Below are 13,411 nucleotides of genomic sequence, written 5' to 3' on the forward strand. Positions count from 1 at the left end.
TCTCAGGCCGCGGGCGGTCTCGTCGGCGGCTTCTTGAGGATTTCGGCGATCTCGTCCTCGGACTTGCCGGAGACCGCGTAGCCCATGCCTTCGAGGCGATGGATCAGCATTTCGCTGTCGCCGGCCGATCGGGCGGTCCACTCGGCGAGCAGAGTGTTGATCTCGGAAAGTTTGTCGGCGGGGGCGGTGTCATCATCGGCCATCGCGAGATCAATGTCTTCGCGGCCGGTCCGTTCCCAGCGCTTTGCTGTTGACGACAGTCCAGCCGGCCGGGGCGGCGGAGGGTTGGAGCTCCGAGGGAGGCACAGGCAGAGCCGGCTACCCCTCTCGAAGCCCGGATCGATCAGGCGGCTTCGTCGTAATTGCCGTCGCGGGTCTGGCCGAGGCCGATTGCCTTGGCGAGGTCGGAGCGCGCCTTGGCGTAGCTCGGGGCGACCATCGGGTAGTCGGGCGGCAGGCCCCACTTGGCACGGTACTGCTCGGGGCTGAGGTCGTACTTCGCGCGCAGGTGGCGCTTGAGCGACTTGAAGGTGCGGCCGTCCTCGAGACAGACGATGTAGTCGTTCGTGACCGATTTCTTGACCGGCACGGCCGGCTGAAGCGGCTGCGCGGGCGCCTTGCTCTCGGGAGCCTGGCCGCTGGCGACCTGGATCAGCGCGCCATGGACGCGACCGAGGAGCTGGGGCAGCTCGGCGGGCGGCACGGGGTTGTTGCTCACGTAGGCCGACACGATGTCGGCGGCCAGTTCTACGAAATCGACCGGCGTCTCGGGCTCGTTCATGATCGGATCTCTTCCCTTGTGTCCAGCGAAACGCGTCGGGGGGTCGAAGGCTCTCTGCTGAGCAGAATCGACCTCCACCGCCTCGCGCAGGCAACGTGCCTGCGCCGGCCAACTCGTCCGCAAGTCTTCTGCAAAAAGCGGCACCCCCGTCACCGCTCGTGGTCACTTATGATAATCGGATACCGCTCGCAAGACACGGCTGTTATGCAGGGGAACGTGGAATCAACTTTCCCATTGCATTTGGCGATTTGCCGAGATTTCGCAGCGGCAACCAGCATGAAGATCACTTGTGGTTGAATTCGTTGCACCTATTCCCGCCAGACGATGCGGCATGGGCAGCAGGGCCTTGCGACGCGGCGTCTGACTCGCGGCACGACGGGCAATAGCCTTGCGGGGCACGCCAGGGCGCGGCACATGGCGGCGGACGGGCGGCGCGACCGCCTCTACCCTGATCGGAAACGCACGATGACGTCCGACACCCCGCTCCCCGGTCCGTTCACGCTTCCCGCCGAGGCGCCGAAGGCCGACGCCCGACCGCACGCCTTCACGATCCACGGCCGCAAAATCGTGGACGACTATGCCTGGCTGAAGGCCGAGAGCTGGCGCGACGTCCTGAAGGATCCGGCCACGCTGCCAGCCGACATCCGCGCCTATCTCGAATCCGAAAACGCCTATGCCGAGGCGGCGCTCGGCGAGGCTGGCCCCCTGCGCAAGACGCTGGTGGCCGAGATGCGCGCCCGCATCCGCGAGGACGATTCCAGCGTGCCGGATCCCGACGGCCCGTTCGCTTATTACATGCGCCACCGCGAGGGCGGACAGCATCCCCTCGTCTGCCGCCGCCCGCGCACCGTCGTGGTGCTGCCGGGCCAGGGCGCGGAGACCGCCGCCGACGGCGGCCCCGAGGAAGGCGAGGCGATCCTGCTCGACGGGGACAAGGAGGGCGAGGGCCTTCCCTTCTTCGAGATCGCGGCGGCCGTGCATTCCGACGACCACCGGCGCCTCGCCTGGGGCGCCGACACCAAGGGCTCGGAACTCCACACCATCCGCGTGCGCGACCTCGATACCGGCGCGGACGCTGCGGACATCGTCGAGGCCACCTCCGGCGAGGCGGTCTGGAGCGCGGACGGCGCCTCGTACTGGTACGTGGCGCTGGACGAGAACCACCGCCCGGCCCGCGTCATGCGCCACCGCCTCGGCACGCCGCAGGCCGAGGACGTCACGGTCTACGAGGAGGCCGATTCGGGCGTCTTCGTCCATATCGGCAAGACCCAGTCCGGCCGCTTCCTCACGGTGACCGCGAGCGACCACGAGACTTCCGAGGTCCACCTCCTCGACCGCTCCACGCCGGACGCGGCGCTCACCGTCGTCCAGCCGCGCGAGCCCCGGCTGATCTACTCGGTGGAAAACTGGGCCGACTACCTCGTCATCCTCACCAACGCCGACGGCGCCGAGGACTTCAAGATCGTCACGGCACCGCTCACGGCACCGGGCCGCGAGAACTGGCAGGACGCGGTGCCCTACCGGCCCGGCACGATGATCCGGCATCTGCATGTGCTCGGCAACCACATGGTGCGGCTGGAGCTCGAGAACGCCCTGCCGCGCATCATCGTGCGCGATCTCGCGGGCAACGAGCATGCGGTCGCCTTCCCCGAGGAGGCCTATTCGCTTTCCCTCGCCTCGGGGCACGAGTTCGAGACGGCGCGCATCCGCTTCACCTATTCCTCGATGACGACGCCCGCCGAGACCTACGACTACGACTGCGTCACCAAGGGCCGTCACTTGAGGAAGCGTCAGGTCGTGCCGAGCGGCCACCAGGCGGGCGACTACGTCACCCGCCGCATCTTCGCCACGGCGCCGGACGGCGAGCAGGTGCCGGTCTCGCTGCTGCACCGGAAGGGGCTTGAACTCGACGGCAGCGCGCCGCTGCTGCTCTACGGCTACGGCTCCTACGGCACGCTGATGCCGGCGGCCTTCTCCACCAACCGGCTGTCGCTGGTGGATCGCGGCTTCGTCTACGCCATCGCGCATATCCGCGGCGGCACCGAGAAGGGCTGGCGCTGGTATCTCGACGGCAAGCGCGAGAAGAAGCCCAACACCTTTTCGGACTTCGTCGCCTCGGCGCGTGCCTTGATCGACGCCAGCTACACCTCGGAGAAGCGCATCGTCGCGCATGGCGGCAGCGCCGGCGGCATGCTGATGGGGGCGGTGGCCAACCTCGCGCCGGAGCTCTTTGCCGGCATCGTCGCCGACGTGCCCTTCGTCGACGTGCTCAACACCATGCTCGATGCCGACCTGCCGCTGACCCCGCCGGAATGGCCCGAATGGGGCAACCCGGCCGAGAGCGAAGAGGCGTGCAAGACGATCCTGTCCTACTCGCCCTACGACAACGTCGCGGCCAAGGAATACCCGGCGATCCTCGCGCTCGGCGGCCTGACCGACCCACGCGTGACCTATTGGGAGCCGGCGAAATGGGTCGCTCGCCTGCGCGCCACCATGACCGGCGGCGGCCCGGTGCTGCTGCGCATCAACATGGAGGCGGGACATGGCGGCGCTGCCGGGCGCTTCGACCGGCTGGAGGAGGTCGGACTGATCTACGCCTTCGCGCTGATGGCGGCCGAGGCGGCGAAGGCCGCTTGAGCGCACCGTCCTTTAACCAAGATCTGCGTGATAAGCGTCTGCTGACTCACGCAGTCGAGGTGCGGGCTTGCCGATCGGACTCCGAAACAAGGTGGTTGCCGGGATCGTCCTGGCGACCTGCGCCGTCGCGGTTGCGCGGCATGCTGCGAATCGCGCGCCCATCGACCCCTGCGACGCCGATCCGGGCGCCTATGCGTGCGCGATGTTCGCCCAGCCGGAATGGCTTAAGCGCCGGGTTTATGCGGGGCGGATGGAGATGCGTCCGACGGCACCGACACCTGCCGTGGACGTCGAGGCGGTCGCGGTTTCCGCCGACGTCGCCGAGCACGTCATGGACGGGATCTGAAGCACCCGCTCAAGGCTGTGGGGGCCGGATGTCGAGGGGCTCCGCCGGCACCTCGCCGCGGATGCGTTGCGCCTCGTCCTCGGCGCTCTGACGGTCGCGAGCCTGACGGAGCTGCTCCTCGGTCGCCGCCTGCTGCGCCCTGAGCCGCGCGATCCGAGCCGCTTCGTCGGCAGCCGCTTTCTCCTTGGCGGCTTTTTCGGCCGCCGCCTTCTCCTGGGCCGCCTTATCGGCGGCGGCTTTCAGCGCAGCTTCGCGGGCCTTGTCCATCTCGATGCGGGCGCGGCGGCGCTGGCGCTCGACCTGATCCGCCTCGAATTGCTCGATCTTTTCCAGCTCGCGCTGCAGCACAACGGCGGCGAGCCCGTTGGCGAGCGCGCCCGCCTCGACCTCGCGCCTCGGTGCGCTCCAGGGGCCGACGAAGCCGAGCTGGAGCGAGGGCTTGCCGCCGGTCCAGCCCTTCGGCCCTGAGGCGGCGGTCAGCGTGCCACGGGTCTCGATGCGCTTGGCCCTCAGGTCGAGGACGAACCCGCCGCTCCAGCGCGTCGCGCCGAAGTCGAGCTCGACCGGGCCGCTGCGCAGGATGCTGCCGGCGAGCGTCACCGGCGTGGTGACGGGCCCCTTCGCAGACAGCGCCGCGGCATCGAATTCTTCCGCCAGGATCGACGACAGTCGGCCCTCGCGGAGCGGATCGTCCTCGGCGAGGGCGCGGGTCAGCGCCCGGTCGATGGCGGCGGGATCGGCCGCCGGCACGACGATGTCGGCGAGCGTCGCCTCGCCGCTGCCGCCGAGATTGCCCGCAAGCGCCGCCGCGCTGTCGCCGGAGCCGCTGTAGCGCAGTGTCGCCGAGAGCGTGCCGCGGATCAGGCCCCCGCTTGCGAGATCCTTGAGCGCCACGCCCGACAGCGCTCCATCCCCCGACACGCTTGCGCCGTTGCCCTGCCGGGCGATCGTTGCCGACCCGTCGACGCGCCCGCCGGCAAGACGGCCGGACAGGTTCTTGAGGCTCATCGCATCGCCGTCGAGGGACAGCTCGAACGCGGTTCCCTCGGCGATCAGGCCTCGCCCGAGATCGAGACGGCCGACCGACAGCGACAGGTCGGCCCGCGGACGGGATGGCGCGGGCAGGAACCGCGCCTCCGACCACCCGGCGGCGTCCCTGGCCTCCGCCTTCGGTTCGGTCGGCAGGATCAGCGCCGCCGTCAGGCCCGGTAACGAGAGCCCGCCGAGCGACGCTTTCCCGACGAGCGCGCCGTCCGGCTTGCGATCGAGGTTTGCGGAGATCTCGGCGTCCGCCAGTCGGCCGCTCACGTCGGCGTGCAGGTCTGTCCCGTTACGCGACAGGGCGATCGTGAGATCGGCCGGCAGCGGCCCCGCCACCGGCATCGCGCTGCCGGCGAGCGGCACGAACGGCGCGGCATCCGCCGTGACCGCCCGAAGGGTGCCCGCGTCGGGCAGGCCGGAATCCGAGCCGAGGAGCAGCGGCTTCAGCGTCGACAGCTCCAGCCCCGCGATGGTGCCGCCAACGCTGAGGCTCAGCGGCGCGCTACTGCCGGCCCCGCGCCGCGCGCTGAGGGTCAGGCTCGCCGGCTGCCGAAGACCCACGAGGTCGTCGCGTCGAAACCAGCGCCCGGCGCGAGGCGCCGCGAGGGTGGCGTCGAGGGCTTCGAGGCGTCCGCCGCGCGCGAGCAGCGAGCCGTCGATCGTGCTGTCGGCCGCCTTGCCCTTGGCCGTGGTGCGCAGCGTATCCGCCTCGCCGGCTTCGCGCTCCAGGATCACGTCGAGGTCGAGGGCGCCCTCGCGCAGGAAGGCAGGCAGCAGGCGCGCCTCCGGGATCCAGACCCGGTCGAGCAGGGCCAGCAGCGGCGCGGCCGTGGCGGCGCCGACATGGCCGGCGATCCGCCCGGTGCCGTCCGGCGTGATCCGGCCGGAGAGCTTGGCGTTTGCCCCGGCGAGGTCGGCGATGTCGAGACGGTCCACGACGAGGCTCGCCCCATCGGACTGGATGCTTGCCGCGATGGTGCCGTTGCCGGAGCGCGCGCCGGCCGGCCCGTAGCGGACGTCGCGCGCCCGAAGCATCAGCCCGATGTCGTGATGGTCGAGCGAGGGCAGCAGCCCACCGACGGGGGGCAGTTCCGCGATGTCGACGCCCTGCGCCTGCAGGTCGGCGTCGAGCCGGCCGCGCGTGCTGCCCTCCCCCTTGACGTAGCGGGCCTCCCCCGTGACCCGGGCCGCGCCGAGCACGAAGCGAAGGCCCTTGAGCGAGAGATCGCTTTTGGCGGCCGAGAGTTCGGTCGCGGCCTGGACCGGCCGGCCGTCGAGCAGGGCCAAGGCCGGCCCCTCGACGCCGAGGCGGCGCAGGTAGCGGCCGAGCCCTTCGGAATTGGCTGCATCGATTTCGAGATGCCCGTTGAAGCGAGGCGCGGCCGCCACGTCGAGCTCCCCCGACGCCGCGACCTTGGTCGTGCCTGGCGCGGTGCCGGCGAAGCGACGCAGGACGAGGCCGCCGGTGCGGTCGAAGGTCCCCTTGAGCTGGAGGTCCGACCAATCCTCGAAGCCCAGGGCGAGACTCTCGATCTTGAGATCGAGGTCGAGCATCACCGGCAGCACTATGTCGCCCGAAAGCCCCCGCGCCAGCAGGGCCTGACCTGCGGAGGAATAGAGCAGCCCGTCGAGGTTGAGCCGGCGCGATTCCAGGCTGAGGCCTGCGCGCCAGCTCCGCAGGTTGATCTGCCCGGTGCCGGCGAGGCGCATGGCTTGGCCGGCCGGATCGATTTCGGCGTTGACCCCCTCGAAGCGCAGCAGCGGTCCGCGCGCCTTGAACTTGCCGCCGAGCGAGAACGGCAGAGCCGCGCCGGCATCCTTCGTCGGGGGGCCGACGACGAGGCGAGCGGATCCCTCGGCTTCCGGGATCATGGCGCGGAGTTCACCCGGGCTGTGCGGCCTCGCCGCATCGGCCGGGTCGAGAAGCTTGAAGACGATGCGGGCATCCGCCTCGAAGCGGGGCTGGCGGTCGCCGCCCCCCGAGATCTTCACGGTCGCGCCGTCGGCCGCGATCTTGGTGCTGGCGAGGCGGAACGGGACGCCGCCGCTGACGCCATCCATCTGCCACGGACCGGCCAGCGACGGCGCCTTGAGGCGCAGGCCCTCGGCTGCGAATTGGTCGGTGCGGCCGGTGGACGGCACAAGCGTCGTCACGAGCGCCTGCTGGATGCGCAGGTCGTCGATGACGAGGTCGCGGGCGCCGATCGCCTCGCGGAGGCTGCCGGGCAGCATGACCGCGTCGCCGTCGGTCACCGGCAGCCTGAGCTCGGCTCGGCCGATCCGCGTCTCGGTGAAGCGCAGCTCGCCCTTGAGCAGCGGGGCCAGCGCCAGCTCCGCCTTAACGAACCTGAGGTCGAGCGAGGGCTTCTCGGAGCCGTCGCCGAGTTGCAGCCGTTCGAGGCGCAGGCGTGGATAGGGAAGGAAGCGGACCTCGATGCGGCCGTCGCTATGCGCGGGCAGGTCCAGCGACGAACCGATCGCCCGGTCGATGAACGCGCGATGCCCCGTCCAGTCGACGAAGGGCGGTGCGGCGAGCGCCGCGACGAGGATCAGGATGACGGCGGCCGCGAGCGCGGTCAGGGTGTCACGCACGGTTCGTGTGTCCGCTCCCGCCGCCTCCGTGTGCGGACGGCTTCAGGACGTGCGGTGCAGCCGCACGGCCCTGTCGCGCCTTAACACGGCGCGGCGGTGGCTGCCTGTGTCTTCGCGGAGTCAGCGGCGGCGGCGGCGCGGGATGTAGCCCTGAGAACCGACGCTGGAGTTGTTATAGAGCTGGTTGCTCCGGTTCTGGGCGTTCGCCTCGTTGCGGTTGAAGGTCTGCTGCTGCTGCAGGCCGCGGAAGGAATTCTGCTGCTGGAACGACTGGTTCGCGGCATTCGAGGAGCCGACGTCGCCCGAGAGCTGCGCGCTGGCGTGGATAGTCGTGGCATGCACCAGGATCGATGACAGGACGAGCGACAGGGCGCGCATGGCGGCGGCTCCGATGGTGGCCGGGGATGATAGTGGGCTTTCCGAAAGGACGCATGGAGCCCTTTTCGAGTTCCCGTCCGGGCCTCGACGGCGTTCGCGTTTTGGTCCAGGGATGCCCGGATGAAGTACCAGCCTGACGAGTCGGGCGGCGACGCCCCCGAGCAGCCCGCGTCCCTCTCGATCGCCGCCCGCGCCATGGCCTCCCTGAGGCCGGAGGCGGCCGCCTACAGTTCCGGCCTGAACCCCGAGCAGCGCCGCGCCGTCGAGGCGACGGAGGGTCCGGTCCTCGTGCTCGCGGGCGCCGGCACCGGCAAGACCCGCGTCCTGACGACGCGGATCGCCCACCTCATCGCCACCGGCAAGGCGCGGCCCTACGACATTCTTTCGGTGACCTTCACCAACAAGGCCGCCCGCGAGATGAAGCACCGCATCGGTGCGCTGATCGGCCCGGCCGGCGAGGGCATGCCCTGGCTCGGCACCTTCCACGCCATCGGCACCAAGATCCTGCGCCGCCACGCCGAACTGGTCGGGCTGAAATCCGACTTCACCATCCTCGGCATGGACGACCAGCTTCGCCTGATGAAGCAGGTCATCCTCGACCAGAACATCGACGAGAAGCGCTGGCCGGCCCGCGCGCTCGGCAGCGTCATCGACGGCTGGAAGAACCGCGGGCTGCTCCCCGAGCAGGTGCCGCCGGGCGAGGCCCAGGCCTTCGCCTTCGGCAAGGGCGGCGCGCTCTACTCCGCCTACCAGGCCCGCCTCGCCACCCTCAACGCCGCCGATTTCGGCGACCTTTTGTTGCTTTGCCTCAAGCTCTGGCGGGAAAATCCGGACGTCCTGGAAAATTACCAGAACCGGTTCCGCTACATCCTGGTGGACGAGTACCAGGATACCAACGTCGCCCAGTACCTCTGGCTCAGGCTGCTCGCGCAGCTGCGAAAGAACGTCTGCTGCGTCGGCGACGACGACCAGTCGATCTACGGCTGGCGCGGCGCCGAGGTCGACAACATCCTGCGCTTCGAGCACGACTTTCCCGGTGCAGTCGTGGTGCGACTGGAGCGCAACTACCGCTCCACCGGCCACATCCTCGCCGCCGCCTCCGGCTTGATCGCCAAGAACGAGAGCCGGCTCGGCAAGACTCTTCGGACGGAAGCCGAGCCCGGCGAGCAGGTCACCGTCACCGGCGCCTGGGATTCGGAGGAGGAGGCGCGGGGCCTCGGCGAGGAAATCGAGCAGCTCCAACGCAAGCAGCACCCGCTCTCCGAGATCGCCGTGCTGGTGAGGATTTCGGCCCAGATGCGCGAGATCGAGGACCGTTTCGTCCAGCTCGGCCTGCCCTACCGCGTCATCGGCGGCCCGCGCTTCTACGAGCGCGCAGAGATCCGCGACGCGCTGGCCTATCTCCGCATCACTGCGAACCCGGCCGACGACCTCGCGTTCGAGCGCATCTTCAACACCCCGAAGCGCGGCCTCGGCGACGCGACCCTGCAGGTGCTCCACGCCTATTCCCGCGCCGAGCGCATCCCGATCCTCGCGGCATCGCGAAAAATCATCGAGACCGACGAGCTGAAGCCGCGTGCCCGCACGATGCTGCGCGGCCTCGTCGAGAGCTTTACCCGCTGGGCGCGCCTCGTCGGCACGCAGCCGCATTCCGAGGTGGCGCAGACCATCCTAGAAGAATCGGGCTACACCGACATGTGGAAGAAGGACCGCTCGGCCGACGCAGCCGGGCGGCTCGAGAACCTCAAGGAATTCGTCCGCTCGATGGAGGAATTCCCGGATCTCGGCGCCTTCCTCGAACACGTCTCCCTCGTCATGGAGGCGAGTGAGACGGAAGGCGCGGACCGCGTCTCGCTGATGACGCTGCATGCCGCCAAGGGCCTGGAATTCGACACCGTGTTTCTGCCGGGCTGGGAGGACGGCTTGTTCCCCAACCAGCGAGCCCTGGACGAGAGCGGTCGTGCCGGCCTCGAAGAGGAGCGCCGGCTCGCTCATGTCGGCCTGACGCGCGCCCGCAAGCGCGCGAAGCTCAGCTTTGCCGTGAATCGGCGCATCCACGGGATGTGGAATTCCACCATCCCCTCGCGCTTCATCGACGAGCTACCGCCCGGCGCCGTCGAGGTGCTCGACGCGCCCGCCCATTTCCAGGCCGGTGCCTCGCGCTTCGACCGCAACCCGACGCCGTTCGGCTCGTCCTACGGCACGCCGGGTTGGCAGCGGGCGCAGGCCAATTCCGGCGGAGGCAATTTCGGTGCGTCGCGCGGTCCAAGCGGCCGTTCGGGCGGCCCGCGCCAGATCGAGGGCGAATTGGTGGCGAAATCGACGGGCTCGGCCTCGTCCTTCCAAGAGCAGATGCGGGTCTTCCACACCAAGTTCGGCCCCGGAACCGTCGCCGCCGTCGACGGCAACAAGCTCACCGTTGACTTCGACAAGGCCGGCCGCAAAATGGTGCTCGACAGCTTCGTCCAACCCGGATGAGGCGTCGCTCCGGGCTCCTTCGAGCCCGGACGGTGCCGCCCCTGCGTGGGCGAGCGAGGGCGATGGTGTTGGCGGTCTCTCCGTCAGTCCGGTCCACCTCAGGTGCCGCCCCGGCGCCTCCCTTCCTGCCCCTTCGAACGCTCCCATCGAATAGCGCGGGCCATCCCTCTCCCCGCACGCGGGGAGAGGGCCGAATGCACCGTGTCGTGCATTCGGCAAGCGGAGACGAAGCCGAAGCGAAGGTGAGGGGGCGGCTCAGAACGAGACTCCTCCGGCGGCGACGCCTCACCTTCGGCTGTCGCCTTGCTGCGCCGACGACAAGGTCGTCGCGGCCCTCTTCCCGCAAGTGGGGCGAGGGGATGCTCTCGCCCCTCATCGCTCGTTCGCAATCGTCCCACGAGTCACACGCGCGTCGCGGGCGTCTGCGATGGCCGTTGCGCGGCGGACACGTTCCACAGGTCTCGTGCGGAGCGCGGGAACTGTCGGGAGGGGTTTGGCTTTGCTCTTGCAATATTTCGCGTACGATCGCAGCGGAAGGAGCTCGGCAGTGTAAGTTCTGACAGGTTGAAAGATTTCCAGTCTCGCGACATCAAGGTCCAGGTGGAGTGTTGATCGATGAAAAGACGACGCGCACGGCTTGAACTGGTTGACGATCGTACCGCACGCCTACACCGCACCCGTTTCGACGAAGAACGCCATCTCGCTCCGATCCAACCCCTGACCGATCGGCAGGGCGAATACCTCGACGCTCTCGCCGTATCCCAGCAGGTCATCGTTCTCGGCCCGGCCGGCACCGGCAAGACCTACATCGCCGGCACCCGCGCCGCAGATCTCCTCAGACAGCGGCGCATTGCAAAGGTCATCATCACCCGCCCCAACGTCGCCTCGGGCCGCAGCCTCGGCTTCTTCCCGGGAAGCCTGGAGGAAAAGATCGCCCCCTGGGTCGCGCCGCTCACCGAGACCATGAAGGAGCGCATGGGCGCCGCCGCCTTCGAGATCGCGCTGAAGACCGGCGACATCGAGATCGTGCCCTTCGAGGTGATGCGCGGGCGCACCTTCAAGAACTGCCTCGTGATCCTCGACGAGGCCCAGAACACGACCGTCGCCGAGATCAAGATGTTCCTGACCCGCATCGGCGACGAGTGTCAGGTCATCATCAACGGCGACGTCTCGCAGACCGACCTGCGCGAGACGTCCGGCCTGCGCACCGTGATCCACCTGGTGAAGAGCCGGCTGATGAACATCCCCATCGTCGAGTTCACCCTCGACGACATCGTTCGCTCGGGTGCTTGCGCCGAATGGGTGCGGGCTTTCGAGGAAGCGAAACTCTGACGGAAGGGTCGGGTCGACCGGATCGGACATCACGCCGGCACGGCCCCTCCCCCTCCGGCGGGAGGGGCCGGACGCGGCCGAGGATCGAACGCGGCGGTGCCGTCTTGCCGGCTACCGCATCCACACGCCCCGGAACGCCAGCGTGCCGTGAAAGATCAGCCGGCCGCTCTGGTCGCGCACGTCGACCTTGAAGTCGCGGCAATCTCCATTGGGGAGCTTGTCCTTCGCGAGATGCGTCAGGGCGCCGATGGCCTCGTTACCGGCTTCCCGGGCGTCGCGATGCTCGGAACCCTCCTCGTCGGTGAAGCCGAATTCTCCGTCGTCGAGTTCGAAATAATAGCGCGGCACGTCCATCTCCCGTCTTGAGCCTGACGAATCAACTGAGGCTCCATCGCAGAGCTCACGATACGACGCCGGACCGACCGTCGCCGACCCCCGTGGCGAACGCGCCATTCACAAGCAGAACCCTCATACCACTTCCGGTTGGATCCGATCGATGCCACGGCCCTTTCCAGGACGCCTGGAACGCGGTGGACGGTGATCCGGCATCCAGCGCGACGAGGGCCTCGCCGACGACTCGATGTGAATGGCGCAGACGTTTCGACGCTGCGCGACGTCGTCATGCCGGAACCCGGATCGGGTTCCACCGACGCCCCACCCGTCCGGGGAAGGGGGGCGTGGCAAGCCGCAGCGATCGGCCGGAAACGGGATCACCGTCAGGTTGCCCACAGGCATGCATCCACGCGTTGTGTCGCGCAGGTCGTGCCCGGCTCGCGATAGAAACCGGGCCGATGCCGATCCCGTGATGCAACGACATCGGGGCTGAGGTGTTGAGCCTCCGAGTGCGATTCATCTCCGGTCGCGTAAGACCGGAGACCGAATTGGTCTCCCTACCCTGAAGACAGAGAATTGGAGTTCTTCGTGAGGAAACTGACTTTTGCCGTGGCCGTTCTGGCATCGCTCGGCGGCGCCGCTCTCGCGACCTCGGCTTCGGCTGCTCCCGGAGCTCCGATGGGCGTGACCGCTCCCGAGACCACCTCGGTGGTGCGGATGGACCGCATGGAGCGCCGCATGATGCACCGTCACATGGAGCGCAAGATGATGCGCCGTCACATGGAGCGCAAGATGATGCGCCGCGACATGAACCGCCGGATGATGAACCGCATGTAATCCACGGAATCGGGGTTCTTCGACCCCCTTTCCGTGTCGATCGACCATCGGCGTGTTCGAGAGCCGCCCGCCTGATCGCATCAGGCAGGCGGCTTTTTTCGTCGTCACCGTGCCGCGTTCGAGGATGGCAGCCTTCGCTAAGATTGGTCGGGTATCCGACGCTCGCGATATCGTCTTGCACCATCGGCCACGAGGTGGGCGCCGATGGCCAAGCGCCGCGCTTCCGCCCGGCCGCAGCGGATCAGCCCCATGCCGCGATTCCATTTCGACGTGCATGACAGCGCAGAACGCCGGGGGCGCGGAAGCCTGGACCTTCCCGACCTCGAAGCCGCCCGCGACAAGGCGCGCAGCCTCGCCGTGGTCTATGCCTCGGATCCCGACAACGTCACCGCGAGCGACGGCATCGTCGTCACGGTGTGGGACGCGACGCTGTCGACCCTCACGATCGTGCGCATGGCCTGCAAGGAAAGCCCCGGCGGCCCAGCTTAGGGAAGACTGAGCAGGACCGGATTTCCATCCCAACGCCCAGGTGGTCGGCACCGAGCAAAGCGGCCACCCGCCTCGCTATGCCGTTCGACCGGACCAGCCTGCTTCGCCAAGAAGGGGCCCCCCACCCGCGACCGACGATACCGGCAGCATGAGGGGCCGGCGAGACG

General features: G+C 68.8%; 11 protein-coding genes. 6 read left to right on the top strand and 5 right to left on the bottom strand.

Annotation, left to right across the window (positions count from 1 at the left end):
* Positions 1-2: 2 nt before the first annotated feature.
* Together FV217_RS05700 and FV217_RS05705 are read right to left on the bottom strand one after the other, a co-directional pair.
* On the bottom strand, positions 3-203 hold the full coding sequence (locus tag FV217_RS05700; RefSeq protein WP_147815188.1) for a hypothetical protein: 201 nt from the start codon (positions 201-203) through the stop codon (positions 3-5).
* 140 nt (positions 204-343) lie between these two features.
* Positions 344-781, bottom strand: coding sequence for a MucR family transcriptional regulator (locus FV217_RS05705; RefSeq protein WP_147815190.1), 438 nt, complete (start codon positions 779-781; stop codon positions 344-346).
* Positions 782-1,246: 465 nt separating this feature from the next.
* Here FV217_RS05705 and FV217_RS05710 point away from each other — a divergent pair, with 465 nt between their 5' ends.
* Both FV217_RS05710 and FV217_RS05715 read left to right on the top strand, forming a co-directional pair.
* Positions 1,247-3,418 (top strand): S9 family peptidase, encoded by a 2,172-nt coding sequence (locus FV217_RS05710; protein WP_147815192.1) that lies wholly within the window; start codon positions 1,247-1,249, stop codon positions 3,416-3,418.
* A gap of 67 nt (positions 3,419-3,485) precedes the next feature.
* The gene (locus FV217_RS05715) at positions 3,486-3,764 is read left to right on the top strand and encodes a hypothetical protein (protein WP_147815194.1); all 279 of its coding nucleotides are present in this window, start codon (positions 3,486-3,488) and stop codon (positions 3,762-3,764) included.
* A gap of 9 nt (positions 3,765-3,773) precedes the next feature.
* Here the strand turns inward: FV217_RS05715 and FV217_RS05720 are convergent, their stop codons facing one another.
* Both FV217_RS05720 and FV217_RS05725 read right to left on the bottom strand, forming a co-directional pair.
* Complete coding sequence (locus tag FV217_RS05720; RefSeq protein WP_147815195.1) at positions 3,774-7,397, bottom strand: AsmA family protein; 3,624 nt, start codon at positions 7,395-7,397, stop codon at positions 3,774-3,776.
* A gap of 120 nt (positions 7,398-7,517) precedes the next feature.
* Entirely contained in the window at positions 7,518-7,775 is a 258-nt protein-coding gene (locus FV217_RS05725; protein WP_147815197.1) for a hypothetical protein, read from the bottom strand.
* A gap of 120 nt (positions 7,776-7,895) precedes the next feature.
* Between FV217_RS05725 and FV217_RS05730 the strand changes: the two genes are divergently transcribed.
* Both FV217_RS05730 and FV217_RS05740 read left to right on the top strand, forming a co-directional pair.
* Complete coding sequence (locus tag FV217_RS05730; protein WP_147815199.1) at positions 7,896-10,253, top strand: UvrD-helicase domain-containing protein; 2,358 nt, start codon at positions 7,896-7,898, stop codon at positions 10,251-10,253.
* A 615-nt stretch (positions 10,254-10,868) separates the two neighbouring features.
* Positions 10,869-11,585 (top strand): PhoH family protein, encoded by a 717-nt coding sequence (locus FV217_RS05740; protein ID WP_147815201.1) that lies wholly within the window; start codon positions 10,869-10,871, stop codon positions 11,583-11,585.
* A gap of 111 nt (positions 11,586-11,696) precedes the next feature.
* Here the strand turns inward: FV217_RS05740 and FV217_RS05745 are convergent, their stop codons facing one another.
* Positions 11,697-11,933, bottom strand: a complete 237-nt coding sequence (locus FV217_RS05745) for a hypothetical protein (RefSeq protein ID WP_147815203.1) — start codon at positions 11,931-11,933, stop codon at positions 11,697-11,699.
* Between the two features lie 573 nt (positions 11,934-12,506).
* Here FV217_RS05745 and FV217_RS05750 point away from each other — a divergent pair.
* Positions 12,507-12,755, top strand: coding sequence for a hypothetical protein (locus FV217_RS05750; RefSeq protein ID WP_147815205.1), 249 nt, complete (start codon positions 12,507-12,509; stop codon positions 12,753-12,755).
* Positions 12,756-12,959: 204 nt separating this feature from the next.
* Positions 12,960-13,244 (top strand): hypothetical protein, encoded by a 285-nt coding sequence (locus FV217_RS05755; RefSeq protein WP_147815207.1) that lies wholly within the window; start codon positions 12,960-12,962, stop codon positions 13,242-13,244.
* Positions 13,245-13,411 lie beyond the last annotated feature (167 nt).

This window comes from Methylobacterium sp. WL9 (assembly GCF_008040035.1).
Lineage (GTDB): Bacteria > Pseudomonadota > Alphaproteobacteria > Rhizobiales > Beijerinckiaceae > Methylobacterium > Methylobacterium thuringiense.

Bases quoted from the DNA above. Each gene is read 5' to 3' on its own strand.
- FV217_RS05710 (WP_147815192.1), top strand. From the start codon at position 1,247: ATGACGTCCGACACCCCGCTCCCCGGTCCGTTCACGCTTCCCGCCGAG.
- FV217_RS05730 (WP_147815199.1), top strand. From the start codon at position 7,896: ATGAAGTACCAGCCTGACGAGTCGGGCGGCGACGCCCCCGAGCAGCCC.
- FV217_RS05740 (WP_147815201.1), top strand. From the start codon at position 10,869: ATGAAAAGACGACGCGCACGGCTTGAACTGGTTGACGATCGTACCGCA.
- FV217_RS05705 (WP_147815190.1), bottom strand. From the start codon at position 781: ATGAACGAGCCCGAGACGCCGGTCGATTTCGTAGAACTGGCCGCCGAC.
- FV217_RS05700 (WP_147815188.1), bottom strand. From the start codon at position 203: ATGGCCGATGATGACACCGCCCCCGCCGACAAACTTTCCGAGATCAAC.
- FV217_RS05725 (WP_147815197.1), bottom strand. From the start codon at position 7,775: ATGCGCGCCCTGTCGCTCGTCCTGTCATCGATCCTGGTGCATGCCACG.
- FV217_RS05755 (WP_147815207.1), top strand. From the start codon at position 12,960: ATGGCCAAGCGCCGCGCTTCCGCCCGGCCGCAGCGGATCAGCCCCATG.